This window comes from Streptomyces polyasparticus, from assembly GCF_014493765.1.
GTDB classification, from domain to species: Bacteria; Actinomycetota; Actinomycetes; order Streptomycetales; family Streptomycetaceae; genus Streptomyces; species Streptomyces polyasparticus.
The window spans coordinates 421,991-446,464 of sequence record NZ_JACTVJ010000011.1; the positions used below are offsets into that span (position 1 = coordinate 421,991).

Sequence of the window (24,474 nt, forward strand, 5' to 3'; positions counted from 1 at the left end):
CACAGTCTTCATTCACTTCAGTGAGGTCATCCGTGGCTAGCACCAACACCCCCGAAACCCCCGCGACCGGCACCGCACGCGTCAAGCGCGGCATGGCCGAGCAGCTCAAGGGCGGCGTCATCATGGACGTCGTCAACGCCGAGCAGGCGAAGATCGCCGAGGACGCGGGCGCGGTGGCCGTCATGGCCCTGGAGCGCGTGCCGGCCGACATCCGCAAGGACGGCGGCGTGGCCCGGATGTCCGACCCCAACATGATCGAAGAGATCATCGAGGCCGTCTCCATCCCGGTCATGGCCAAGTCCCGGATCGGCCACTTCGTCGAGGCGCAGGTCCTGCAGTCCCTGGGTGTCGACTACATCGACGAGTCCGAGGTCCTCACCCCGGCCGACGAGGTCAACCACAGCGACAAGTTCGCGTTCACGACCCCGTTCGTCTGCGGCGCCACCAACCTGGGCGAGGCCCTGCGCCGTATCGCCGAGGGCGCGGCCATGATCCGCTCCAAGGGCGAGGCCGGCACCGGCAACGTCGTCGAGGCCGTCCGCCACATGCGCCAGATCAAGAACGAGATCGCGCGCCTTCGCGGCTACGACAACAACGAGCTGTACGCCGCCGCCAAGGAACTGCGCGCCCCGTACGAGCTCGTCAAGGAAGTCGCCGAGCTCGGCAAGCTCCCCGTCGTGCTGTTCTCCGCCGGTGGCGTGGCCACCCCGGCCGACGCCGCCCTGATGCGCCAGCTCGGCGCCGAGGGTGTCTTCGTCGGCTCCGGCATCTTCAAGTCGGGCGACCCGGCCAAGCGCGCCGCCGCCATCGTGAAGGCCACCACCTTCTACGACGACCCCAAGATCATCGCGGACGCCTCCCGCAACCTGGGCGAGGCCATGGTCGGCATCAACTGCGACACCCTGCCCGAGACCGAGCGTTACGCGAACCGGGGCTGGTAATGCCCACTCCCGTGATCGGAGTGCTCGCACTCCAAGGTGATGTACGGGAGCACCTCATCGCCCTGGCCGCGGCGGACGCCGTGGCCAGGCCGGTGCGGCGCCCCGAGGAGCTCGCCGAGGTCGACGCCCTGGTCATCCCCGGCGGCGAGTCCACCACGATCTCCAAGCTGGCCGTCCTCTTCGGCCTGCTCGAGCCCCTGCGTGAGCGCGTACGCGCCGGAATGCCGGTCTACGGCACCTGCGCGGGACTGATCCTGCTCGCCGACAAGATCCTCGACCCGCGTTCGGGTCAGGAGACGATCGGCGGCATCGACATGATCGTGCGCCGCAACGCGTTCGGACGGCAGAACGAGTCGTTCGAGGCGTCGGCGGACATCAAGGGACTCGGCCCTGTCGAGGGCGTGTTCATCCGCGCCCCGTGGGTGGAGTCCGTCGGCGCCGAGGTCGAGGTGCTCGCGGAGCACGGCGGCCACATCGTCGCCGTACGCCAGGGACATGTGCTCGCGACGTCGTTCCATCCGGAGCTCACGGGCGACCACAGGGTGCACGGGCTGTTCGCCGAGATGGTCCGGGAGAAGGCTGCTGCCGGATCCCGGTAGGATCTCTGTCGTTCGTACAGAGATTGGTTACGCGAAGGAGACAGGCAGATGTCCGGCCACTCTAAATGGGCCACGACTAAGCACAAGAAGGCCGTGATCGATGCCAAGCGCGGCAAGCTCTTCGCGAAGCTGATCAAGAACATCGAGGTCGCCGCGCGTACGGGCGGCGCCGATGTCAGCGGCAATCCGACGCTCGAAGACGCCATCCAGAAGGCGAAGAAGAGCTCGGTCCCGAACAAGAACATCGACTCCGCGGTCAAGCGCGGCGCGGGCCTCGAGGCCGGCGGCGCCGACTACGAGACGATCATGTACGAGGGTTACGGCCCGAACGGTGTCGCGGTGCTCATCGAGTGCCTCACCGACAACCGCAACCGTGCCGCCTCGGACGTCCGCGTCGCCATGACGCGCAACGGCGGCTCGATGGCCGACCCGGGCTCCGTCTCGTACCTCTTCAACCGCAAGGGCGTCGTGATCGTCCCCAAGGGCGAGCTGTCCGAGGACGACGTGCTCGGCGCGGTGCTCGACGCGGGCGCCGAAGAGGTCAACGACCTGGGTGAGTCCTTCGAGGTGCTCTCCGAGGCCACCGACCTGGTCGCGGTGCGCACCGCGCTCCAGGAGGCCGGCATCGACTACGACTCGGCCGACGCCAACTTCGTCCCGACCATGCAGGTCGAGCTGGACGAAGAGGGCGCGCGCAAGATCTTCAAGCTGATCGACGCGCTCGAGGACAGCGACGACGTGCAGAACGTCTTCGCGAACTTCGACGTCTCCGACGAGATCATGGAGAAGGTCGACGCCTGATCCGTACCGAAGCGGCGGGCCGACGGGACACGTTCCGTCGGCCCGCCGCTTTGTCGGTGCCACGGGATAGCCTGCACGAACAGGCGAACTAAGGGGTGGTGGCGGTGCGGGTCTTGGGAGTTGACCCAGGGTTGACCCGGTGCGGTGTCGGCGTCGTCGACGGTGTGGCGGGCCGGCCGCTCACCATGGTCGGCGTCGGTGTCGTACGGACGCCCGCCGACGCCGAGTTGGGCTCGCGGCTCGTCGCCATCGAGCAGGGCATCGAGCAGTGGTTGGACGAGCACCGGCCCGAATTCGTCGCAGTGGAGCGGGTGTTCAGCCAGCACAACGTACGGACGGTGATGGGCACCGCCCAGGCCAGCGCCGTCGCCATGCTCTGCGCCGCACGCCGCGGCATCCCGGTCGCCCTGCACACACCGAGCGAGGTCAAGGCCGCCGTCACGGGCAGCGGACGGGCCGACAAGGCCCAGGTCGGCGCCATGGTGACGCGGCTGCTGCGGCTCGACGCACCGCCCAAGCCCGCGGACGCCGCCGACGCCCTGGCCCTCGCCATCTGCCACATCTGGCGCGGCCCCGCCAATAACCGCCTGCAGGAAGCGGCCGCCGCCCAGACCCGCCTCCAGCAGGCCGCGGCCGAAAGCCGTCCGCTCAATCGCCTCCAGCAAGCCGCAGCACTGCACGCATCGAAAGGCCGTACCTCATGATCGCCTTCGTCAGCGGCCCCGTCGCCGCCCTCGCCCCTGACGCCGCCGTGGTCGAGGTCGGCGGCATCGGCATGGCGGTGCAGTGCACGCCGAACACCCTGTCCGGCCTGCGCCTGGGCCAGCAGACCAAGCTCGCGACGTCCTTGGTCGTACGGGAGGACTCGCTCACGCTGTACGGCTTCGCGGACGACGACGAGCGGCAGACGTTCGAGCTCCTGCAGACCGCGAGCGGCGTCGGACCGCGCCTGGCGCAGGCGATGCTCGCGGTGCACTCGCCGGACGCCCTGCGCCGAGCCGTCTCGACCGCCGACGAGAAGGCCCTGACCGCGGTGCCGGGCATCGGCAAGAAGGGAGCGCAGAAGCTGCTCCTCGAACTGAAGGACCGCCTCGGCGCCCCGCTCGGCACGGCTCCCACGGTCGGCGCCCAGGCCACAGCATCCTGGCGCGACCAGCTGCACGCCGCCCTGATCGGCCTCGGATACGCCACCCGCGAGGCGGACGAGGCCGTCACCGCGGTCGCCCCGCAGGCCGAGGCCATGGACGGCACCCCGCAGGTCGGCCCGCTGCTCAAGGCCGCGCTGCAGACGCTGAACCGCACGCGCTGATCCCCGTACATCTGTCATCACGAACGAACTGGCGAGGCACTCCACCGTGAACTGGGACGACACCGCACAGCCGGCCGACGACACCACGGGCCGGCTCGTCGGATCCGCCGCGGACGGCGAGGACCAGGCCGTCGAGGCGGCCCTGCGCCCCAAGTCGCTGGCCGAATTCGTCGGCCAGGAGCGGGTGCGCGAACAGCTCGACCTGGTGCTCAGGGCGGCCCGCCAGCGCGGCGCCACCGCCGACCACGTGCTCCTGTCCGGCGCTCCCGGCCTCGGCAAGACCACGCTCTCGATGATCATCGCGGCCGAGATGGAAGCCCCGATCCGCATCACCAGCGGCCCCGCCATCCAGCACGCCGGAGACCTGGCCGCGATCCTCTCCTCCCTCCAGGAGGGCGAGGTCCTCTTCCTCGACGAGATCCACCGGATGTCGCGGCCCGCCGAGGAGATGCTCTACATGGCGATGGAGGACTTCCGCGTCGACGTGATCGTCGGCAAGGGTCCCGGCGCCACCGCCATCCCGCTCGAACTCCCGCCGTTCACCCTGGTCGGCGCCACCACCCGCGCGGGCCTGCTGCCGCCGCCGCTGCGCGACCGCTTCGGCTTCACCGCCCATATGGAGTTCTACGAGCCGGCCGAGCTGGAGCGCGTCATCCACCGCTCCGCCGATCTGCTCGACGTCACCATCGACACCGCGGGCGCCGCCGAGATCGCCGGCCGCTCGCGCGGCACGCCACGTATCGCCAACCGCCTTCTTCGCCGCGTACGGGACTATGCGCAGGTAAAGGCCGACGGCCTGATCACCCAGGAGATCGCCGCGGCCGCGCTCGGTGTGTACGAGGTGGACGCGCGCGGTCTCGACCGGCTCGACCGCGCCGTTCTGGAGGCGCTGCTCAAGCTGTTCGGCGGTGGACCCGTCGGCTTGTCGACTCTCTCGGTGGCCGTGGGGGAGGAGCGCGAGACCGTCGAGGAGGTGGCCGAGCCCTTCCTCGTACGGGAAGGACTCCTGGCCCGCACGCCGCGCGGCCGTGTCGCCACTCCCGCGGCCTGGGCGCATCTGGGATTGACGGCGCCGCAGAGTTTCGGAGGCGGCGGATCCGGACAAGGTGACCTGTTCGGGGCGTGACGGCCAGGGTGCTCGCTCAGCGTGGAACCCCGGTGCCATGCTGAGCGTTGTTCCATCCGTGCGGACTCGCTTAGACTCCGCCGATGCCGCCCTTGTGGGCGGTGTGCCCACCCCCATCCAACAGGCCGCCTCATCTGGGCGGCTGTGCGAAGGAAACCCGTCCCGTGAATATCTTGAGCCTCCTTCCGTTCATCTTGATCATCGGGGTCATGTTCCTGATGACCCGTTCTGCCAAGAAGAAGCAGCAGCAGGCGGCCGAGATGCGCAACCAGATGCAGCCCGGCACGGGTGTCCGCACGATCGGGGGCATGTACGCGGTCGTCAAGGAAGTAGCCGACGACGCCGTCACTCTCGAGGTGGCTCCGGGCGTGCACGCGATCTACGCGAAGAACGCGATCGGCGCCGTCCTCGACGACGACGAGTACAACCGCATCGTCCACGGCATCACCCCCGAGGACGTCGACGCCCCGGACGTTCCGGACGACGCCTCCTCCCTGACCCAGGCCGACGAGCCCGCCGACGCTGACGTGTCGGTCGATTCGCCCATCGACCTCGGCAAGAAGGACGCCGACGGCGACGCCGCGCCGAAGAAGACCGAGGGCGAGGGCGACGCGAAGTAGCCACGACCGGGGACCGCGGCGCGCCCAGGCGCGGCGCGGTCCCCGGAACGTGTGACTTCGCGTGGCCTCCCGACACCACTTCATGGCCGCCGAGGGTCCGCTGACCGGCTTCGCGCCGGCTGCCCAGGCGGTTGGACAGGGAGAAACGAGAAGGTGGCAGCACCGAAGAAGGCCAGGAGGCAGAGCGGCCAGCCCAAGCCGGGACGCGCTCTGGCCCTGATCGTGATCATCATGGTGGCGCTCACCGGGGGCATGTTCCTGTCCGGGCACACCACCCCGCGACTGGGCATCGACCTCGCGGGCGGCACGAGCATCACGCTCGAGGCCAGGCCCGAGCCGGGCGGCGAGAACGCTGTCAACCCGACCAACATGAACACCGCGGTCAGCATCATCGAGCGCCGTGTCAATGGTCTGGGCGTCTCCGAAGCCGAGGTTCAGACTCAGGGCGACAAGAACATCATCGTCAACATCCCCAAGGGGACTGACGAGGAGCAGGCGCGCGAGCAGGTCGGCACGACCGCTCAGCTCTACTTCCGCCCGGTGCTCAACCTCGCGGCCGGAGACCCGAAGGCCGACCCGGCCGGCACCCCGTCGGCCACGCCTTCCGCCTCCGAGAGCGGCAAGAAGGACGACAAGGACGCAAAGGACAAGGACGAGAAGGCCAGCCCTTCCGCCAGCTCCAGCTCCACCCCGCAGGGCCGTGCTGTCACGGACGCCCTGAAGGACACCACTCCTTCGCCCAGCGCGAGCGAGTCCGGCGACCCGAAGGCTTCCCCGAGCCCCAGCGCCAGCGAGTCCGTGGACCCCGCGACGAAGGATCTGCAGACCAAGTTCGCCGCGCTGAACTGCACGGACGAGAAGCAGCGCACGGACGTCGCCAAGGGCACCAAGCCCACGGACACCATCGTGGCCTGCGGCAAGAACAACCTGGACCAGTGGGAGAAGTACATCCTCGGTCCGGCGGCCGTCGCCGGTAAGGACGTCAAGGACGCCAACGCGGAGATCGACCCCCAGACGGGCGCCTGGAAGGTCACGATGGACTTCACGGGCGGCGGCTCGGACAAGTTCGCGAAGATCACCGGTGAACTGTCCAAGCAGCAGCAGCCGCTGAACCAGTTCGCGATCGTCCTCGACAACAACGTCGTCTCCGCGCCGACCGTCAACCAGACGCTGAGCAGCAACGCCGAGATCACTGGTTCCTTCAACCAGGACTCGGCCAACGAGCTGGCGAACATGCTGAAGTACGGTTCGCTGCCGCTGACCTTCCACGAGCAGAGCGTCGACACCGTCACCGCCGCGCTCGGCGGCGACCAGCTGGAGGCCGGTCTGATCGCCGGCGCCATCGGTCTCGCCCTCGTCGTGATCTACCTGGTGGTCTACTACCGGGGTCTGTCGCTGATCGCGCTCCTGTCGCTCGCAGCCTCCGCGATCCTCACGTACACGCTGATGTCCCTGCTCGGCCCGACGATCGGCTTCGCGCTGAACCTGCCGGCCGTCTGTGGTGCGATCGTGGCGATCGGTATCACCGCGGACTCGTTCATCGTGTTCTTCGAGCGCATCCGGGACGAGGTGCGCGAGGGCCGTACGATCCAGCCGGCCGTCGAGCGTGCCTGGCCGCGTGCGCGGCGCACGATCCTCGTGTCCGACTTCGTGTCGTTCCTGGCCGCCGCGGTGCTGTTCATCGTGACTGTCGGCAAGGTGCAGGGCTTCGCTTTCACGCTGGGTCTGACCACGCTGCTCGACGTCGTCGTGGTGTTCCTGTTCACCAAGCCGCTGATGACGCTCCTGGCGCGCAAGAAGTTCTTCCGCAGCGGTCACCCGTGGTCCGGGCTCGACCCCAAGCGTCTGGGCGCCAAGCCCCCGCTGCGCCGCTCCCGTCGTGCCACCGCTCCTGCCGCGGGCACCGTCGACCCGAAGGAGGCGTGAGATGTCGAAGCTCGGCAACCTCGGCGCCAGGCTGTACCGCGGCGAAGTCGGCTATGACTTCATCGGCAAGCGGTTCATCTGGTACGGCGTCTCGGTCCTGATCACCATCACGGCCGTCGTGGCCCTGGCGGTGCAGGGCCTCAACATGGGCATCGAGTTCAAGGGCGGCGCGGTCTTCACGACGCCGAAGACCTCGGCCTCGGTCCAGGAGCTCACGGACGTGGCCGAGGAGGCCTCGGGCCACCAGGCCATCGTCCAGAAGCTCGGCAACGGCACGGCCCGCATCCAGATCGCCGGGGTGGACGTCAAGAAGTCCGCCGAGATCAAGCAGGCGATCGCGGAGGACATCGACGTCCCCGCCAAGCAGATCAACGCGGAGCTGGTCGGCCCGAGTTGGGGCGAGCAGATCGCCAACAAGGCATGGACCGGCTGCATCGTGTTCATGATCCTGTGCGTGATCTATCTGGCGATCGCGTTCGAGTGGCGGATGGCGGTCGCGGCCCTCGTGGCCCTGATCCACGACATCACGATCACCGTCGGGATCTACTCCCTCGTGGGCTTCGAGGTCACCCCGGGCACGGTGATCGGTCTGCTCACGATCCTCGGTTACTCGCTCTACGACACGGTCGTCGTCTTCGACTCCCTCAAGGAGGGGTCGAAGGACATCACGAAGCAGACGCGCTACACGTACAGCGAGATCGCCAACAAGTCGATCAACTCCACGCTGGTCCGCTCCATCAACACCACCGTCGTGGCGCTGCTCCCGGTCGCGGGTCTGCTGTTCATCGGTGGTGGCGTCCTGGGCGCCGGCATGCTGAACGACATCTCGCTCTCGCTGTTCGTGGGTCTCGCCGCCGGTGCGTACTCCTCGATCTTCATCGCCACCCCGCTCGTCGCCGACCTCAAGGAGCGCGAGCCGGCGATGAAGGCCCTGAAGAAGCGGGTGCTCGCCAAGCGCGCGGCCGCGGCCGCCAAGGGCGACTCCACGGGTGAGCCGGTGGACGCCGACGAGTTCGAGGACGAGGTGCCCGCCGACGCGGCCCCCGCCGTGGTCGGCCCGCGTGGCGGTGCCTCCCGTCCGCAGCCCTCCGCGCGCTCGCGCGGCAAGGGCCGTCCCTCGGGGAAGCGCCGATGACCGGGGCCGCTGAGCTGCTGCTCAGCCGCATCCGGGACGTGCAGGACTATCCGAAGCCCGGAGTGGTGTTCAAGGACATCACGCCGCTGCTCGCGGACCCGGCTGCGTTCACCGTCCTCACGGACGAGCTCGCGGAGCTCTGCGTACGGCACGGCGCGACCAAGATCGTCGGCCTGGAGGCGCGGGGCTTCATCCTCGCGGCTCCGGTCGCGGTCCGCGCGGGCCTCGGCTTCATCCCCGTACGCAAGGCGGGCAAGCTCCCCGGAGCGACGCTCAAGCAGGCGTACGACCTGGAGTACGGCAGCGCCGAGATCGAGGTGCACGCCGAGGACCTGGCCGCGGGCGACCGCGTCATGGTCATCGACGACGTCCTCGCCACCGGCGGTACGGCCGAGGCCTCGCTGCACCTGGTGCGGCGGGCGGGAGCCGAGGTCGCCGGTGTGGCCGTCCTGATGGAGCTCGGTTTCCTGGGCGGCCGGGCCCGCCTCGAGCCGGCTCTGAAGGGCGCCCCGCTGGACGCGGTGCTCGTCGTCTGACCCAGCTGCTTCAGTCCCTGCGAGGGCGGTTTCCGGAGACTTCCGGGACCCGCCCTCGCGGCGTTTTCACCAGGCGCCCGTTGCGTTCTCGCCCGGTGTGGGGAACGTGCGACGGACCACAGCGTGAACGGTCGGGCACGAGCGGAAGCCCCAGGGTCGATACCATGGCAGTCCGGACCTGATCGGGGGGCCGGATTCTGCATGAGGAGCGCTCTTGCCAGACGAGGCCCGACAGCCACTCACCGCCGCGAAGTCCCAGGCCGACCAGCCTGCCGACCCCAAGGCCGCGGCGGCCGCTGCCCTGCCCGCCAAGAGTGACCCGGCGGCCGAAAAGCACCACCCGAAGCCGGCGCCCGTCGAGCGCCCCGCTGCTCCGCCGATGCGCCCGGCCGGCGCCGCGCCCGCGCGTACGGGCTCGACCGCGGCCTCCGGCGGCTCCCGCTCGAATTCCTCGTCGAATCGCGTACGGGCCCGTCTCGCCCGCCTCGGCGTACAGCGGTCCAACCCGTACAACCCGGTGCTCGAGCCCCTGCTGCGGATAGTGCGCAGCAACGATCCCAAGATCGAGACCTCCACGCTGCGCCAGATCGAGCGCGCGTACCAGGTCGCCGAGCGCTGGCACCGGGGTCAGAAGCGCAAGAGCGGCGACCCGTACATCACGCACCCGCTCGCGGTCACCACCATCCTGGCCGAGCTCGGCATGGACCCGGCCACGCTGATGGCGGGACTGCTGCACGACACGGTCGAGGACACCGAGTACGGCCTGGACACGCTGCGCCGTGACTTCGGCGACCAGGTCGCCCTGCTCGTCGACGGCGTGACCAAGCTGGACAAGGTCAAGTTCGGCGAGGCCGCGCAGGCCGAGACCGTGCGCAAGATGGTCGTCGCGATGGCCAAGGACCCGCGCGTCTTGGTCATCAAGCTCGCCGACCGCCTGCACAACATGCGCACGATGCGCTACCTCAAGCGCGAGAAGCAGGAGAAGAAGGCCCGCGAGACGCTGGAGATCTACGCTCCGCTGGCGCACCGCCTGGGCATGAACACCATCAAGTGGGAGCTGGAGGACCTCGCGTTCGCGATCCTCTACCCCAAGATGTACGACGAGATCGTGCGCCTCGTCGCCGAGCGTGCCCCCAAGCGTGACGAGTATCTGGCCATAGTGACCGACGAGGTCCAGGCGGATCTACGGGCGGCCCGCATCAAGGCCACGGTCACCGGCCGGCCGAAGCACTACTACAGCGTCTACCAGAAGATGATCGTCCGCGGCCGTGACTTCGCGGAGATCTACGACCTGGTGGGCATCAGGGTCCTGGTCGACACCGTCCGGGACTGCTACGCGGCGCTCGGCACGGTGCACGCGCGATGGAATCCGGTCCCCGGCCGGTTCAAGGACTACATCGCGATGCCCAAGTTCAACATGTACCAGTCGCTGCACACGACGGTGATCGGCCCCAGCGGCAAGCCGGTCGAGCTGCAGATCCGTACGTTCGACATGCACCGCCGCGCAGAGTACGGCATCGCCGCGCACTGGAAGTACAAGCAGGAGGCCGTCGCCGGCGCCTCCAAGGTGCGCAGCGATGTACCGAAGAAGACCGGCAAGGACGACCACCTCAACGACATGGCGTGGCTGCGCCAGTTGCTCGACTGGCAGAAGGAGACCGAGGACCCCAGCGAGTTCCTGGAGTCCCTGCGCTTCGACCTCTCGCGCAACGAGGTCTTCGTCTTCACGCCGAAGGGCGACGTCATAGCGCTTCCGGCGGGAGCGACCCCGGTCGACTTCTCGTACGCCGTGCACACCGAGGTCGGCCACCGGACCATAGGAGCACGGGTCAACGGGCGGCTCGTGCCGCTCGAATCCACCCTGGACAACGGCGACTTGGTGGAGGTCTTCACCTCCAAGGCGGCCGGCGCGGGCCCGTCCCGCGACTGGCTCGGCTTCGTCAAGTCGCCGCGGGCGCGCAACAAGATCCGCGCGTGGTTCTCCAAGGAGCGCCGCGACGAGGCGATCGAGCAGGGCAAGGAAGCCATCGTCCGCGCGATGCGCAAGCAGAATCTGCCCATCCAGCGGATCCTGACCGGCGACTCGCTCGTGACGCTCGCGCACGAGATGCGCTACCCGGACATCTCCTCGCTGTACGCGGCGATCGGCGAGGGCCATGTGGCCGCGCAGAACGTCGTACAGAAGCTGGTCCAGGCGCTCGGCGGCGAGGACGCGGCCAACGAGGACATCGCCGAGACAGCGCCGCCGACCCGCGGTCGCTCCAAGCGCCGTTCCAGCGCCGACCCCGGTGTGGTCGTCAAGGGCGTGGACGACGTCTGGGTGAAGCTGGCGCGCTGCTGCACCCCGGTGCCCGGCGACCCGATCATGGGCTTCGTGACGCGTGGCAGCGGTGTCTCCGTACACCGCAAGGACTGCGTCAACGTGGACTCGCTCTCGCAGCAGCCCGAGCGGATCCTCGAGGTCGAATGGGCGCCCACCCAGTCCTCGGTCTTCCTGGTCGCCATCCAGGTCGAGGCTCTCGACCGCTCGCGCCTGCTCTCGGACGTCACGCGCGTGCTGTCCGACCAGCACGTCAACATCCTGTCCGCGGCGGTGCAGACCTCCCGCGACCGGGTGGCCACCTCGCGCTTCACCTTCGAGATGGGCGACCCCAAGCACCTGGGTCACGTCCTGAAGGCGGTACGGGGTGTGGAGGGTGTGTACGACGTGTACCGCGTGACATCGGCGCGGCGCCCCTGAACTAGCCTGGTGGAACGGGCAGTTCAGGGGGAGGGCGCGTGAAGCACGGCGAACTCATCGCGGGGCGCTACCAGTTGTTACGGCTCCTCGGCCGCGGCGGCATGGGCGAGGTCCACGAGGCGGAGGACCTCAGCCTCGGGCGGCGCGTCGCGGTCAAGGCGCTGACCTCCGTCGGCGGAATGGCGCCCGGGAACAGGGCGTTCGACCGGTTCATGCGGGAGGCCCGCGCGCTGGCGCGGGTCGAACACCCCTGTGTCGTCACGCTCTACGACACGGGGGAGCACGAGGGCACCCCATATCTCGTCATGCAGGTGCTCGACGGGCGGAACCTCTCCCAGCTGGTGCAGTTCACGGGACCGCTGCCCGTGCCCGCCGTGTGCTGGGTGATGCGCAGCATGGCCGAGGCGCTCGCCACCGCCCACGCCGCCGGTGTGCTGCACCGCGACGTCAAGCCGTCCAATGTGAGCGTGACCAAGGACGGGCGGGTCGTCCTGCAGGACTTCGGCCTTGCCAGGCTGATGGGCGAGGGCGCCCTCACCACCGCCGGGGTGGCTCATGGTTCGCCCCACTTCATGCCGCCGGAAGTGATCCGCGGCGGCCTCGCGGAAGCCGCCGCCGACCTCTACGGGCTCGGTGCCTGCGCCTACTTCATGCTCACCGGCGAGAGCCCGCTCGGTAAGGTCTTCGACATCGGGGCGGTGGTGGAGCGCGCGCTCGGCAGTGGAATCCCGCGCCTGACCGCCATCCCCTCGGCGCTCCCGAAGGAACTTGCGGAGCTGGTCGACCGGCTGTGCGCACAGGACGCGGCCGACCGTCCCCAGGACGCGGCCGAGGTGGCGGAGGTACTCGTACCGATGTCCGCCGGCGGGCAGGCCTCGGTCGCGCGGCTGCTGGGCGGGGTGCTGCGGGAACAAGCCGTACGGCAGACCTTCCCCGCCCCGGCGGATCTGCATACGGGCGCACAGCGGGTCCACCATGACACCCCCGGCGGGTCGCCCGACGCCGAAGGGCCGGAGTACGACTGGGCGGAGCTGCGCCAGTCCGGCCCGGCCCTCGACGACCCGGCGCGGCTCTGGGCACCCCGCGCGCCCGTGCTCAGCGATGTCACCCGGCGCCTCGTGCTCAGCAGCATGTCCCACCAGACCGCGCTGTCCCGCCAGCGCGAGGCGGTCAATCTGGTCCAGCGCGGTGAACTGGAGGAAGCCGCAAGGATGTTGGCGGCCGTCGCGCCGGTCTGCCTGGCCCGCCTCGGTCCCGACCATCCGACCACGCTGACCATCCAGTACTGGCAAGCTGTATGTCTGGCACGGATGGGCGCGGGGGCCGAGGCCGTGGAGCTGCTGTCCCGCGTGAACAGATTTCTCGACCGGCACGGGGGGAACGGCAAGTGAGGGAAGTACTAGTCGAGTTGGCCGATCCCGGCCACGAAGCCGACCCGGAGGAAACCCTCCGCTCCCTGCTGCGGTGGGTACGTGACGACGAGTCCCTCACCGCGACCGTACGTGCGGACTTCGCCGCGGGTGCCCGGACCGCGCCGGGGCAGATGGGCGGCGGCGCCTTCGACCTGGTGCAGTTCGCCGTCACCGGCGGCCTGTCCACCGCCTCGCTCGTGCTGTCCGTACTCCAGTGGCAGGTCGCACGCCGCAGGGCACCCGCACTCGTCCTGCGGCGCGGCGAGCTCACGGTCGAGGTCACCCCGGAAGGGGCACGGGACGAGGAAACGGTGCGCAAGGTGATCGCGCTCCTCGATCAGCAGCACACCGCGGCCGCGGTCACCGGCGGAGACGGTGATGGCGGCGCTGCCTGACCCGGACCGTTCGCGCGCCGTCCTCATCGGCACCAGTTCGTACCGACATCTGCCCCAACTGCCCGCCGTCGAGACCAACCTGGTCGATCTCGCGGCCGAATTCTGCGATCCCACCGTGTGGGGCCTGCCCGTCGAGCACTGCACGATCGTCGCGGATCCGGTCGGCGTGCCCGCACTGCTCGACCCCGTGCATCAGGCGGGCAACGAGGCCACGGACACGTTCCTGGTGTACTACGCAGGCCACGGCATGCGGGACACGGACTCGGCGGACCTGTATCTGGGCCTGAGCGAGTCCCGCGACAACATGGGCTACACCGCCGTCGCGTACCAGCATCTGCGCGCTGCGGTCCGCGCCTCGCGGGCCCGCCGCAAGATCGTGATCCTCGACTGCTGCTTCAGCGGACGCGCCGCGAGCGCGCTGGGCGGTCAGGCGATCCTTGCCGCCGAAGCCGCGGTGGACGGCGCGTACGTCCTGACGGCCTCGCCCCGCGACCGGGTGGCCCTTGCACCCGACGGCGAACGGCACACGGCCTTCACCGGCGAACTCCTCGGCATCCTGCGCGAAGGCGTGCCCGACGGCCCCGACCTGATCGACCTGGAGACGCTCTACCGGGCCCTCGACGAGCGCTTGCGCGCCAAGAACCGCCCCCTGCCGCAGCGGTCGCAGGAAAACGAGATCGGCCGGCTGCCGCTCGCCCGCAACCGGGCCCGCTCCCAGGCCGGCTCACCGGCGGGCCCCGTGCTCCCGGCCGACATACGGGCCGCACTCGTCGGCACCGGGCTCAAGCTGGCGCGGCTGCTGCGCGCCGACGGGGCGATCAAGGACGCGCTGCCGGTGCTCCGGCTCGCGCTGGCCGAGCAGGCGACCGAGGGTTCCGCCGAACTCCTCGCCGTACAGCTCGAGTTGTCCGAACTGCTCGCCGAGACCGGGCAGAACGCGGAGGCGATCGAGGTACTCGAATCGGCCTTCCAGCGGGTCCACAAGATGTACGGGCCCGAGGCGGTGCTCGTCTGCCGCCGCCTGGCCGAACTGCTGCAGGAGGCCGGCAACCACATCGAGGCCTGCGAGGTGCTCAAGCACGCCTTGGACATCGCGGAGAACGAGCGGGTGCCCGCGCCTTAGTGCCGTGAAAGGCGTCCGGCCCCAGACACGCGTCGGCCCGGACCGCAGCGAGCGGTCCGGGCCGACGACAGGTGACGGGCGGGGTCAGCCGCCGAACTCCTCAAGGCCCTTCAGGGCCTGGTCGAGCAGCGCCTGGCGGCCGTCGAGCTCACGCTGGAGCTTGTCCGCCTTGGCGTTGTTGCCCGACGCACGGGCCGCCTCGACCTGACCGCGCAGCTTGTCCACGGCGGCCTGCAGCTGACCGGTCAGACCCGCGGCACGCGCACGCGCCTCCGGGTTGGTCCGGCGCCACTCGGTCTCCTCGGCGTCCTGCAGCGCGCGCTCGACCGCGTGCATCCGGCCCTCGACCTTGGGCCGGGCGTCCCGCGGCACGTGGCCGATGGCCTCCCAGCGCTCGTTGATCGCGCGGAACGCGGCACGGGCCGCCTTCAGGTCCGTGATCGGCAGAAGCTTCTCGGCCTCGTCGGCCAGCTCCTCCTTGAGCTTGAGGTTCTCGCCCTGCTCCGCGTCGCGCTCGGCGAAGACCGAGCTGCGGGCAGAGAAGAACACGTCCTGGGCGCCGCGGAAGCGGTTCCACAGGTCGTCCTCGTGCTCGCGCTGTGCGCGGCCCGCGGCCTTCCACTCGGTCATCAGCTCGCGGTAACGGGCCGCGGTGGGGCCCCAGTCCTGCGAGTTGGACAGCGACTCGGCCTCGGCGACCAGCTTCTCCTTGGCCTTGCGGGCCTCCTCGCGCTGCGCGTCGAGCGCGGCGAAGTGGGCCTTGCGGCGCTTGGAGAAGGCGGAGCGGGCATGCGAGAAGCGGTGCCACAGCTCGTCGTCGGACTTGCGGTCGAGCCGGGGCAGGCCCTTCCACGTGTCCACCAGGGCGCGCAGCCGCTCGCCTGCATGCCGCCACTGCTCGCTCCGGGCCAGCTCCTCGGCCTCGATGACCAGGGCTTCCTTGGCGTGCCGCGCCTCGTCGGTCTGCTTGGCCTTCTGCGCCTTGCGTTCCTCGCGGCGCGATTCGACGGACTCGACCAGCTTGTCCAGACGCTTCGTCAGAGCCTCGAGGTCACCCACGGCGTGCGCGTCGGTGACCTGCTCCCGCAGATGCTCGATGGCCGTCGACGCGTCCTTGGCCGACAGATCCGTCGTCTGCACCCGGCGCTCGAGGAGGCCGATCTCGACGACGAGACCGTCGTACTTGCGCTTGAAGTAGGCCAGCGCCTCATCCGGAGAGCCTGCCTGCCACGATCCGACGACTCGTTCACCGCCGTCGGCCGTACGCACGTACACGGTCCCCGCCTCGTCGACGCGTCCCCACGGGTCGCTGCTCACAGCGCCTCCTCCACATGATGCTCTCGCGGGCACGCGGCCCGGGGCATCGTCCACAGTTTCCTCAGGGCAGCCGCACACGGCGCCCTGCACAACGCCAACATAGGCGACGAGCAGGGCGGCTGTCCGCATCCAGCGCTACAGAATCCCCGGCGATCAGCTCTTCTTTACCGTTGCCTTTTCGATGGTGACGGCCTTCTTCGGGGCACCGTCGCCCGGGCTCTGGCTGCCCTCGGCGACGCCGGCCTTGCCGACCGTCTCCACGATCTTGAGCCCGGCCTTGTCCATCTCGCCGAACGGCGTGTACGCGGGCGGCAGCTTGGATTCCTTGTACACCAGGAAGAACTGGCTGCCGCCGGTGTTCGGGCCCGCGTTGGCCATCGCGACCGTGCCCGCCGGGTACGTCACCGAACCGTCGGCGCCGGGCTTGCCCAGACCCTCGAGGTTCTCGTCCGGGATCGAGTAGCCGGGGCCGCCCGCGCCGGTGCCCTCGGGGTCACCGCACTGCAGGACGTAGATGCCCTGGGTGGTGAGGCGGTGGCACTTCGTACCGTCGAAGAAACCCTTGTCGGCGAGGTGCTTGAACGAGTTGACGGTCTGCGGCGTCTTCGCCGCGTCCATCGCGATGGAGATGTCGCCCTCGTTGGTCTTGATGTCGAAGGTGTACTTCGCCTTCTTGTCGATGGCCATCTTCGGGGCCGGCGACTCCTCGGGCGTGGGCGAGGAGGAGGGCGTGGAGCCCGAGGTGACGTCCTTGCTGCCGTCGCTCTTGAACGCTCCGGCCGCCCAGGCGCCCCCGCCCGCCGCGAGCACCACCACGAGGGTGGACGCGATGATCGCGTTGCGCTGCTTCGCCTTGCGCCGTGCCGACTCGCGCCGCTGCTGCTGACGCAAGAACTTCTCCCGCGCGAGCTGCTTCCGCCGCTGTTCGCTGCTGACCACCGGGTCTCTCCTCGTACGTGTAGATCTGCCAGTCCGAAGTCTGCCCGTACCGTATATGGGTTCGCTGTGTGCCGAGCCGCGCCGGTACGCTTTGATCCGCAGCCGTTGTACCCCGTTGACCTGCGGCTGCTGGAATCAACCGGTTTTTTCGGAATTCTGGTTCTTTCCGCTTCTTCCGTCGGACCGAAGGTAAGGACGATCGTGCTGATTGCCGGGTTCCCCGCCGGGGCCTGGGGGACCAACTGTTATCTGGTCGCCCCCGCCGCAGGCGAGGAGTGCGTGATCATCGACCCGGGCCACCAGGCCACCGAAGGTGTCGAGGAAGCGCTGAAGAAGCATCGGCTCAAGCCCGTCGCCGTCGTCCTCACCCATGGCCACATCGACCACGTCGCCTCGGTCGTCCCGGTGTGCGGAGCCCATGACGTACCGGCCTGGATCCACCCCGAGGACCGCTACATGATGAGCGATCCCGAGAAGGCGCTCGGCCGCTCGATCGGGATGCCGCTGATGGGCGAGCTGACCGTGGGGGAGCCCGACGACGTCAAGGAGCTGGCCGACGGCGCCACCCTGGACCTCGCGGGTCTGGAGTTCTCCGTCTCGCATGCCCCCGGGCATACGAAGGGGTCGGTGACCTTCCGGATGCCCGAGAGCGCCGACATTCCGTCGGTGTTCTTCTCGGGCGACCTGCTGTTCGCCGGCTCCATCGGGCGCACCGACCTGCCGGGCGGCGACATGGACGACATGCTCGCCTCCCTCGCGCGGGTCTGCCTGCCCCTCGACGATTCCACCGTGGTCCTTTCCGGACACGGCGGCCAGACGACCATCGGCCAGGAACGCGCCACCAACCCGTATCTGCGGCAGGTGGCCGCCGGGCTCGGGAGCCCCGACGCTCCCCGACGAGGAATGTGACGAGAGTTTCCGTGAGCACTTTTCAGGCCCCCAAGGGCACGTACGACCTGCTTCCGCCGAGCTCCGCGACGTATCTGGCGGTACGTGACGCGATCTCGGCGCCGCTGAAGAACTCCGGCTACGGGTATGTCGAGACCCCCGGCTTCGAGAACGTCGAGCTGTTCGCGCGCGGTGTCGGTGAGTCCACCGACATCGTGACCAAGGAGATGTACGCCTTCGAGACCAAGGGCGGCGACAAGCTCGCACTGCGTCCCGAGGGCACCGCCTCCGTGCTGCGCGCCGCCCTGGAGGCCAACCTGCACAAGGCGGGCAACCTGCCGGTCAAGCTCTGGTACTCGGGCTCGTACTACCGCTACGAGCGTCCGCAGAAGGGCCGCTACCGCCACTTCTCGCAGGTCGGTGCCGAGGCGATCGGCGCCGAGGACCCGGCGCTCGACGCCGAGCTGATCATCCTGGCCGACCAGGCCTACCGCTCGCTCGGTCTGCGGAACTTCCGCATCCTGCTGAACTCGCTCGGCGACAAGGAGTGCCGTCCCGTCTACCGGGCCGCGCTCCAGGACTTCCTGCGCGCGCTCGACCTCGACGAGGAGACCCTGCGCCGCGCCGAGATCAACCCGCTGCGGGTGCTCGACGACAAGCGCGCCGATGTGCAGAAGCAGCTCGCGGACGCACCGCTGATGCCGGACTACCTGTGCGAGGCCTGCAAGGCCTACCACAAGGAAGTACGCGAGCTCCTGGACGCCGCCGGCGTGGTCTACGAGGACGACGCGAAGCTCGTGCGCGGCCTGGACTACTACACCCGCACCACCTTCGAGTTCGTGCACGACGGCCTCGGCTCGCAGTCCGCGGTGGGCGGCGGCGGCCGCTATGACGGTCTGTCCGAGATGATCGGCGGCCCCTCGCTGCCGTCCGTCGGCTGGGCGCTCGGCGTGGACCGTACGGTGCTCGCCCTGGAGGCGGAGGGCGTGGACCTCGAACTGCCCGCCACCACCAGCGTGTTCGCGGTGCCGCTCGGCGAGGAGGCGCGCCGGGTGCTCTTCGGCAAGGTCGTCGAGCTGCGCAAGGCCGGGATCGCCACGGACTTCTCGTACGGCGGGAAGGGCCTCAAGGGCGCGATGAAGAACGCCAACCGTTCGGGTGCGCGCTTCACGCTGGTCGCCGGTGAGCGCGATCTCGCCGACGGGGTCGTCCAGCTCAAGGACATGGAGTCCGGCGAGCAGGGGCCGGTGGCGCTGGACGCGATCCTGGAGACGCTGAAGGCCAAGCTCGGCTGAGTGCTGTTCGTACGGTGAAGGCCCCGGGGGTACGCCTCCGGGGCCTTCGTCAGCTTTCGAGCAGGCCGAGGCGCATCGCGCTGGTGACCGCCGACGTACGGTCGTCCACGCCCAACTTGCCGAACGTACGCAGCAGATGGGTCTTCACCGTCGACTCGCCGATGTGCAGCCGGCGTCCGATCTCCGCGTTGGTGCAGCCGTCGGCGACCAGCCGCAGGACCGCGGTCTCGCGCTCGGACAGGCGGGGCCGGTCGGGCTTCGTGCGCAGCTGGTCGACCAGGCGGGCCGCCACCGAGGGAGCGAGCACGGTCTCGCCGCGGGCCGCAGCCCTCACGGCATCGGCGAGTTCACCGCGCGCCAGGTCCTTCAGGAGATAGCCCGCCGCCCCCGCCTCGACCGCCCGCAGGATGTCCCGGTCCGTCTCGTACGTGGTGAGCACGATGATCCGGCAGGTCAGACCCGCCGCGGCCATCCGCTCGATGGACTCCACGCCGCCACCGCCGGGCATCCGCAGGTCCATCAGGACGATGTCCGGGGCCAGTTGGGCGGCGAGCGCCTCGGCCTGCGGGCCGCTGGTGGCCTCGGCGACGACGTCCAGGTCCGGCTCGGCGCTCAGCATGGCCCGAAGGCCCTCGCGGACGACGGGGTGGTCGTCCGCCAGCAGGACGCGGATCATTCGGGGCTCCTTGACGTGCGGGGGAGTGTGCTCGGCGCCGACGGGCGGGACCCGGGCTCGGATACGTCGTCCAGTCGGCAGATGGCGACAGGCGTCGGTTCTCGCGGCACAGCCCCCACCCCGGGAAGCGGCAAGCGCACCGTCGCCGTGGTCCCCTCGCCGGGCCGTCCCTCGATCTCGGCCGTGCCCTGCACCTCGGCCGCCCGGGCGCGCAGCCCGCGCAATCCGTACCCCTGATGGGGTGCGCCGGTGTCGAAGCCGAGGCCGTCGTCCCGTACCGCCACCGTCAGTTCCTCGTCCGTGTAGGAGAGCAGCACCTCGGCCTCGGCACCCGGACCTGCGTGTTTACGTACGTTGCTGAGCGCCTCCTGGCACGCCCGCAGGGCGACCACCTCCAGGCCGGGCGGCAGGGGCCGGGCCTCGCCCGTGACGAGGAGACGTGCCTGGTGGCGCTCGGCCAGCCGGCGCAGCGCGTCCGGCAGTGAGGCGCCGCCGTCCAGGTCCGCGGGCGCACGGCCCGCGACCAGGGCGCGCGCCTCGGCCAGGTTCTGCCGGGCGGTCTGCTCCATCAGCGCCAAGTGCCGCCGTGCGCCCGGCAGATCGTGCTCCAGTTCCGAGTCCACGGCCTGCACCAGCATCAGGAGGCTGGTGAACCCCTGGGCAAGCGTGTCGTGGATCTCGCGCGACATCCGCTCGCGCTCGGCGAGCGCCCCGCGCTCCGCGGAGAGCCGGGCGACCTCCTCGCGGCTGGCGTCCAACTCGGCGATCAGCGCACCCCGTTCCTTGCTCTGCTCGATCACCTTGATGATCCAGCTGCCGAATACGAGCGAGAAGACCAGGGTCACGACCGCCGACACCGCGTTGAAGTACAGCTCCGCGCCATCCGGCCGCCAGATCGCGGCCCAGCCCACGATGGGCAGGACGTTGAGCAGTGAGACGGCGGTCATCGCGTACGGGTAGCGGAGCACCATGAAGCACTGCGGTACCAGCGCGAAGGTGGCCAGACGGCTCTCCGGAAGGAGCCAGGTGGTGGCCGTGAACAGCGTCGACGCCACGATCACATAGCGCAGCGCCGCAGGCTCGTCCGCACCGTCCGTGCGCAGCGCGGGCCGGCCCTGCCACAGGTACCAGGGCGCGAGCAGCGCGAACAGGCCGCACGCGGTCAGCCGTACGGCGAGCGGGGTGAGGGACGCGCCGCCGAGCACGAACAGCACGGTCCCCACCCACACCACCGCGAAGTAGACGTCCCAGCCGAGCCAGCCCCGGCTGTGGACGTCCACGTCGCTGCCGCGCGGGCCGGCGTTCCCGCTCAGCTGTCGCGCCGGTTCTTCCACCGGAAGGTCCCCAGACACAGCAGCAATCCTCCGATGCACCATGCGCCCAGCACCAGAGCGATGCGCCCGTACTCCCAACTGTCCGCGACCTCAAGGACCTTGGCCGACTCGGGCAGGAACACCCCGCGCAGCCCCTGGCACATCCACTTGAGCGGGAAGAGCGCGCCGAGGTTGAGCATCCACTCCGGCAGCGTGTCGATCGCGATGTAGACCCCGGAGATGAACTGCAGGACCAGGAAGGGCAGGACGACCACGGAGGTGGCGCTGCGCCCGGACTTCGGCACGCTGCTGATCGCGATGCCGAGCAGGGCGCAGCCGGTCAGTCCGAGCAGGAACACCCAGCCGAAGGTGAGCCAGCCGGCCGCGTCGCCGGGCAGGTCCACGTCGTAGAAGACCGTGCCCACGATCAGCAGGGCGATGGTCTCGAGTCCTCCGGTGACGAGGACCAGCCAGATCTTGCCGAGGAAGTACACGCTCGGCGGCATCGGCGTGCCGCGCAGCCGGCGCAGCACCTTCTCGTCGCGTTCGATCGCGATGGAGATGCCGAGGGACTGGAAGCTCGTGGACATGATGCCCGCGGCGATCATCGCCGGTACGTAGAGCTGCGAGGCGGTGATGCCCGCGCCCTGCACGTCGTCGCTGAAGATCGACGCGAACAGGAAGAGGAACACGATCGGGAAGGCGAAGGTGAACACCACCTGTTCGCGCTGGCGGAAGAACTGCCGTAATTCCAGGGCGCCTTGGTGGAGTCCCAGGTTCCAGGCCCGGGGCAGCCGCTCTTCGGCGGTCTTGCGCGTGGCGACGGCCGTGGTGGTCATCGGACGCTCTCCTGTCCGGTCAGCCGGAGGTAGACGTCCTCCAGGGTGGGACGGCTGATGCGCAGCCCGGGGATCTCGCCGTCGAAGCGCCCGATGAGCTCGGCGACCGTGCGCGTGGGCGTCTGCGTGTGCTCGGTGCGCGGTGAGCCGTCCGCCTCGGTCCACTCGACGGTGGCCTCGCTGCTGTGCGCCCGCCGCAGGTCCACCGGGGTGCCTTCGGCGGCGATCCGGCCGTTCGCGATGATCGCGAGCCGGTCGGCGAGCGCCTCGGCCTCCTCCAGGTAGTGGGTGGTGAGCAGGATCGTGGTGCCCTCGGCGGCGAGCTGCCGGATCAGGCTCCAGAACTGGCGCCGGGCCGCCGGGTCGAACCCGGTCGTGGGCTCGTCCAGGAGCAGCAGCTCCGGGCCGCCGATCACACCGAGGGCGACATCGAGGCGGCGCCGCTGGCCGCCGGAGAGCGCCTTGATCCGGCTGCCGGCCTTCTCCTCGAGACCCACCAGGGCGATCACTTCGTCGGGATCACGAGGCCGGGGGTAGTAGCGGGCGAAATGTCCCACCGTTTCCCGGACCGTCAACTCGGCGGGCGCCGACTCGTCCTGCCAGACGATGCCGACCTTGGCGCGCCAGGCACGCGAGGTGCTCGCCGGATCGCTGCCGAGCACCTCCACATCCCCGGCGTCGCGGGTGCGGTGGCCCTGCAGGATCTCGACGGTGGTGGACTTGCCGGCGCCGTTGGGGCCGAGCAGGCCGAACACCTCCCCGGTCCGTATCGCGAGATCGATGCCGGCGACCGCATCGATGTCTCCGTAGCGTTTGCGCAACCCGGCGGTCCGTACCGCGAGTTCGGCTGTGGTGGTCGTCATGTCACTGAGCGTCGCCCCCGGGGGCGACGCTCCGGCACCACCGTCCGTACCGGTTCGTGTCCACCGAACGACGGACACCAAGGTTCGTGCGGCACAATGAGCCCACCGCAGACGGCCGAAAGCGATGGAAACGGTGCGATGAGCAAGACGACGACGGAACGCGACGACGCCATCGACGAGCACGAGGGTCCGCGGCCCGCACCGGCCGGGGAAGGCGTCGGCGGCAGCCGCGCCTACGCGATCCTCCTCGTGATCACCGGCCTCGCCGGACTGCTCGCCTCCTGGGTGATCACCCTCGACAAGTTTAAGCTGCTCGAGGACCCCAACTTCACCCCGGCCTGCAGCCTCAACCCCGTGGTGTCCTGCGGCAACATCATGAAGAGCGACCAGGCCTCCGCCTTCGGGTTCCCCAACCCGATGCTCGGCCTGGTCACGTACGCGATCATCGTCTGCGTCGGCGTGAGCCTTCTTGCCCGGGCCCGCTTCCCGCGCTGGTACTGGCTGACGATGAACGCCGGGATGCTCTTCGGCGTCGGCTTCTGCACCTGGCTGATGTACCAGTCGCTCTACAACATCAACTCGCTGTGCCTGTGGTGCTGCCTGGCCTGGGTCGCCACGATCACCATGTTCTGGTACACGACCTCGCACAACATCCGGCACGGTCTGCTGCCCGCGCCGCGCGGCCTGCGCGGCTTCCTCGACGAGTTCACCTGGGTGCTGCCGGTGATGCACGTCGGCATCATCGGGATGCTCATCCTGACGCGCTGGTGGGACTTCTGGACGAGCTGAGCCCGCGTGCTACGCGAGGGCCAGGAACAGCTTCTCCAGCTCCTCCTCGGTGAGCGGTGCCTGCTCGCCGGACTCCGCGGCGCCCGCGCAGTCCCGCATCCCCGAGGCGATGATCTTGAACCCGGCCCGGTCGAGCGCACGCGAGACGGCGGCGAGCTGGGTGACCACGTCCTTGCAGTCCCGGCCGTCCTCGATCATCCCGATCACGCCGGCCAGTTGGCCCTGGGCACGGCGCAGCCGGTTGAGTACGGCGGTCCGGCTCTCTTCGTTGACCTGCATTGCGGATTCCTTACGGGTCAGGCGTTCTGCAGCGCTTCGCGTACGGGCGTGAGGGCGGTGGGACGCGGCCGGTTGAAGGGGAGCTTGCCGAGCATCACGGCCATCCCGCAGGTGTTGCTGACGCCCGAGTAGACCAGGCCGCCCGCGATACCGGCGGACAGCAGCGCCGCCCACGGCGTGACCAGCGATCCGGCAAGACCGACCAGGACCAGCGAACCTGCGGTGAACCGCACCTGCCGGTCCATCGCCCACACGTTCCGCTCCGGCACCGCGGCGGTCTCGACCGGCAGGCCCGCCGCCCGCCAGGCATCCGTGCCGCCGTCGAGCCCGCGCGCCTCGATCCCCGCCGCGGCGAGCTGAGCGCAGGCGGTCGCCGAGCGCATCCCGGCGGCGCACACGACGACCAGGTCGCGCTTGGCGGCCGCCGCCCGCAGCTCGGCGAGCAGCTGCGGCAGGCTGTCGAGCGGCAGGCTGAGCGCGCCGGGGACATGGCCGGCGGCGTACTCGCCAGGTCCACGGACGTCGATGACCAGCGTCCCGTCCGCGGCGGCGAGCTCGGCGGGGGTGAGGGTGGGGTTCATGGGGTGGGCTCTCTGCTCTCTGTTCGACGGGT

At 69.7% G+C, this 24,474-nt stretch carries 25 protein-coding genes; 17 read left to right on the forward strand and 8 right to left on the reverse strand.

The window, feature by feature from the left end; all coding sequences use genetic code 11:
- Nucleotides 1–32 precede the first annotated feature (32 nt).
- The 14 genes from pdxS (at nt 33) to H9Y04_RS24090 (ending at nt 14,663) form a co-directional block, all read left to right on the forward strand.
- The gene (gene pdxS, locus H9Y04_RS24025; RefSeq protein ID WP_308801077.1) at nt 33–941 is read left to right on the forward strand and encodes a pyridoxal 5'-phosphate synthase lyase subunit PdxS; all 909 of its coding nucleotides are present in this window, start codon (nt 33–35) and stop codon (nt 939–941) included.
- Nucleotides 941–1,540: a pyridoxal 5'-phosphate synthase glutaminase subunit PdxT gene (pdxT, locus tag H9Y04_RS24030; RefSeq protein ID WP_187816057.1), complete on the forward strand. Its 600-nt coding sequence runs from the start codon at nt 941–943 to the stop codon at nt 1,538–1,540. The genes pdxS and pdxT overlap by 1 nt, the downstream gene beginning before the upstream one ends.
- 48 nt (nt 1,541–1,588) lie before the next feature.
- On the forward strand, nt 1,589–2,341 hold the full coding sequence (locus tag H9Y04_RS24035; protein WP_187816058.1) for a YebC/PmpR family DNA-binding transcriptional regulator: 753 nt from the start codon (nt 1,589–1,591) through the stop codon (nt 2,339–2,341).
- Nucleotides 2,342–2,445: 104 nt separating this feature from the next.
- Complete coding sequence (ruvC, locus tag H9Y04_RS24040) at nt 2,446–3,045, forward strand: crossover junction endodeoxyribonuclease RuvC (protein ID WP_187816059.1); 600 nt, start codon at nt 2,446–2,448, stop codon at nt 3,043–3,045.
- The gene (gene ruvA / locus H9Y04_RS24045) at nt 3,042–3,650 is read left to right on the forward strand and encodes a Holliday junction branch migration protein RuvA (RefSeq protein ID WP_187816060.1); all 609 of its coding nucleotides are present in this window, start codon (nt 3,042–3,044) and stop codon (nt 3,648–3,650) included. Before ruvC ends, ruvA begins: the two co-directional genes overlap by 4 nt.
- 46 nt (nt 3,651–3,696) lie before the next feature.
- A complete protein-coding gene (gene ruvB, locus H9Y04_RS24050) occupies nt 3,697–4,776 on the forward strand; it encodes a Holliday junction branch migration DNA helicase RuvB (RefSeq protein ID WP_187816061.1) in 1,080 nt (359 codons plus the stop codon).
- Between the two features lie 164 nt (nt 4,777–4,940).
- Nucleotides 4,941–5,396, forward strand: a complete 456-nt coding sequence (yajC, locus tag H9Y04_RS24055) for a preprotein translocase subunit YajC (RefSeq protein ID WP_187816062.1) — start codon at nt 4,941–4,943, stop codon at nt 5,394–5,396.
- 153 nt (nt 5,397–5,549) lie between these two features.
- A complete protein-coding gene (gene secD / locus H9Y04_RS24060) occupies nt 5,550–7,322 on the forward strand; it encodes a protein translocase subunit SecD (protein WP_187816063.1) in 1,773 nt (590 codons plus the stop codon).
- A gap of 1 nt (nt 7,323) precedes the next feature.
- Entirely contained in the window at nt 7,324–8,457 is a 1,134-nt protein-coding gene (gene secF, locus H9Y04_RS24065) for a protein translocase subunit SecF (RefSeq protein ID WP_187816064.1), read from the forward strand.
- Nucleotides 8,454–8,993, forward strand: coding sequence for an adenine phosphoribosyltransferase (locus H9Y04_RS24070; RefSeq protein ID WP_187816065.1), 540 nt, complete (start codon nt 8,454–8,456; stop codon nt 8,991–8,993). The genes secF and H9Y04_RS24070 overlap by 4 nt, the downstream gene beginning before the upstream one ends.
- Nucleotides 8,994–9,207: 214 nt before the next feature.
- Nucleotides 9,208–11,733 (forward strand): RelA/SpoT family protein, encoded by a 2,526-nt coding sequence (locus tag H9Y04_RS24075; protein ID WP_187816066.1) that lies wholly within the window; start codon nt 9,208–9,210, stop codon nt 11,731–11,733.
- 38 nt (nt 11,734–11,771) lie between these two features.
- Nucleotides 11,772–13,124, forward strand: coding sequence for a serine/threonine-protein kinase (locus tag H9Y04_RS24080; protein WP_187816067.1), 1,353 nt, complete (start codon nt 11,772–11,774; stop codon nt 13,122–13,124).
- Nucleotides 13,121–13,540, forward strand: a complete 420-nt coding sequence (locus H9Y04_RS24085) for an effector-associated constant component EACC1 (protein WP_187816068.1) — start codon at nt 13,121–13,123, stop codon at nt 13,538–13,540. The genes H9Y04_RS24080 and H9Y04_RS24085 overlap by 4 nt, the downstream gene beginning before the upstream one ends.
- Nucleotides 13,524–14,663 carry a caspase, EACC1-associated type gene (locus H9Y04_RS24090; RefSeq protein ID WP_187816069.1) on the forward strand — a complete coding sequence of 380 codons (1,140 nt, stop codon included), beginning with the start codon at nt 13,524–13,526 and terminating at the stop codon, nt 14,661–14,663. Before H9Y04_RS24085 ends, H9Y04_RS24090 begins: the two co-directional genes overlap by 17 nt.
- Nucleotides 14,664–14,747: 84 nt before the next feature.
- Here the strand turns inward: H9Y04_RS24090 and H9Y04_RS24095 are convergent, their stop codons facing one another.
- Both H9Y04_RS24095 and H9Y04_RS24100 read right to left on the reverse strand, forming a co-directional pair.
- Entirely contained in the window at nt 14,748–15,980 is a 1,233-nt protein-coding gene (locus H9Y04_RS24095) for a DUF349 domain-containing protein (RefSeq protein ID WP_187816070.1), read from the reverse strand.
- Between the two features lie 153 nt (nt 15,981–16,133).
- Nucleotides 16,134–16,919: a peptidylprolyl isomerase gene (locus tag H9Y04_RS24100; protein ID WP_187816071.1), complete on the reverse strand. Its 786-nt coding sequence runs from the start codon at nt 16,917–16,919 to the stop codon at nt 16,134–16,136.
- 201 nt (nt 16,920–17,120) lie between these two features.
- Here H9Y04_RS24100 and H9Y04_RS24105 point away from each other — a divergent pair, with 201 nt between their 5' ends.
- Complete coding sequence (locus tag H9Y04_RS24105) at nt 17,121–17,828, forward strand: MBL fold metallo-hydrolase (RefSeq protein WP_187816072.1); 708 nt, start codon at nt 17,121–17,123, stop codon at nt 17,826–17,828.
- An 11-nt stretch (nt 17,829–17,839) separates the two neighbouring features.
- Entirely contained in the window at nt 17,840–19,102 is a 1,263-nt protein-coding gene (hisS, locus tag H9Y04_RS24110; RefSeq protein ID WP_187816073.1) for a histidine--tRNA ligase, read from the forward strand.
- Between the two features lie 49 nt (nt 19,103–19,151).
- Here the strand turns inward: hisS and H9Y04_RS24115 are convergent, their stop codons facing one another.
- The 4 genes from H9Y04_RS24115 to H9Y04_RS24130 are packed head-to-tail and all read right to left on the reverse strand — an operon-like array spanning nt 19,152 to nt 22,793.
- A complete protein-coding gene (locus tag H9Y04_RS24115; protein ID WP_187816074.1) occupies nt 19,152–19,778 on the reverse strand; it encodes a response regulator in 627 nt (208 codons plus the stop codon).
- Entirely contained in the window at nt 19,775–21,112 is a 1,338-nt protein-coding gene (locus H9Y04_RS24120; protein ID WP_308801078.1) for a sensor histidine kinase, read from the reverse strand. The genes H9Y04_RS24115 and H9Y04_RS24120 overlap by 4 nt, the downstream gene beginning before the upstream one ends.
- Nucleotides 21,088–21,930 carry an ABC transporter permease gene (locus H9Y04_RS24125; protein ID WP_187816076.1) on the reverse strand — a complete coding sequence of 281 codons (843 nt, stop codon included), beginning with the start codon at nt 21,928–21,930 and terminating at the stop codon, nt 21,088–21,090. Before H9Y04_RS24125 ends, H9Y04_RS24120 begins: the two co-directional genes overlap by 25 nt.
- Nucleotides 21,927–22,793, reverse strand: a complete 867-nt coding sequence (locus H9Y04_RS24130; protein WP_187816077.1) for an ABC transporter ATP-binding protein — start codon at nt 22,791–22,793, stop codon at nt 21,927–21,929. The genes H9Y04_RS24125 and H9Y04_RS24130 overlap by 4 nt, the downstream gene beginning before the upstream one ends.
- A 138-nt stretch (nt 22,794–22,931) precedes the next feature.
- On the opposite strand from H9Y04_RS24130, the gene H9Y04_RS24135 reads away from it, so the two are divergent.
- Entirely contained in the window at nt 22,932–23,582 is a 651-nt protein-coding gene (locus H9Y04_RS24135) for a vitamin K epoxide reductase family protein (protein WP_187816078.1), read from the forward strand.
- A gap of 9 nt (nt 23,583–23,591) precedes the next feature.
- Here H9Y04_RS24135 and H9Y04_RS24140 read toward each other — a convergent pair whose 3' ends face one another.
- On the reverse strand, nt 23,592–23,861 hold the full coding sequence (locus H9Y04_RS24140) for a metal-sensitive transcriptional regulator (RefSeq protein WP_187816079.1): 270 nt from the start codon (nt 23,859–23,861) through the stop codon (nt 23,592–23,594).
- Nucleotides 23,862–23,878: 17 nt separating this feature from the next.
- Nucleotides 23,879–24,442 (reverse strand): rhodanese-like domain-containing protein, encoded by a 564-nt coding sequence (locus H9Y04_RS24145; protein WP_187816080.1) that lies wholly within the window; start codon nt 24,440–24,442, stop codon nt 23,879–23,881.
- Between the last annotated feature and the right edge of the window lie 32 nt (nt 24,443–24,474).

Coding starts and splice junctions, on each gene's coding strand:
- pdxT (WP_187816057.1), top strand. CDS start 941: ATGCCCACTCCCGTGATCGGAGTGCTCGCACTCCAAGGTGATGTACGG.
- H9Y04_RS24035 (WP_187816058.1), top strand. CDS start 1,589: ATGTCCGGCCACTCTAAATGGGCCACGACTAAGCACAAGAAGGCCGTG.
- ruvA (WP_187816060.1), top strand. CDS start 3,042: ATGATCGCCTTCGTCAGCGGCCCCGTCGCCGCCCTCGCCCCTGACGCC.
- secF (WP_187816064.1), top strand. CDS start 7,324: ATGTCGAAGCTCGGCAACCTCGGCGCCAGGCTGTACCGCGGCGAAGTC.
- H9Y04_RS24070 (WP_187816065.1), top strand. CDS start 8,454: ATGACCGGGGCCGCTGAGCTGCTGCTCAGCCGCATCCGGGACGTGCAG.
- H9Y04_RS24090 (WP_187816069.1), top strand. CDS start 13,524: ATGGCGGCGCTGCCTGACCCGGACCGTTCGCGCGCCGTCCTCATCGGC.
- H9Y04_RS24115 (WP_187816074.1), bottom strand. CDS start 19,778: ATGATCCGCGTCCTGCTGGCGGACGACCACCCCGTCGTCCGCGAGGGC.
- H9Y04_RS24125 (WP_187816076.1), bottom strand. CDS start 21,930: ATGACCACCACGGCCGTCGCCACGCGCAAGACCGCCGAAGAGCGGCTG.
- H9Y04_RS24130 (WP_187816077.1), bottom strand. CDS start 22,793: ATGACGACCACCACAGCCGAACTCGCGGTACGGACCGCCGGGTTGCGC.
- H9Y04_RS24135 (WP_187816078.1), top strand. CDS start 22,932: ATGAGCAAGACGACGACGGAACGCGACGACGCCATCGACGAGCACGAG.
- H9Y04_RS24140 (WP_187816079.1), bottom strand. CDS start 23,861: ATGCAGGTCAACGAAGAGAGCCGGACCGCCGTACTCAACCGGCTGCGC.
- H9Y04_RS24145 (WP_187816080.1), bottom strand. CDS start 24,442: ATGAACCCCACCCTCACCCCCGCCGAGCTCGCCGCCGCGGACGGGACG.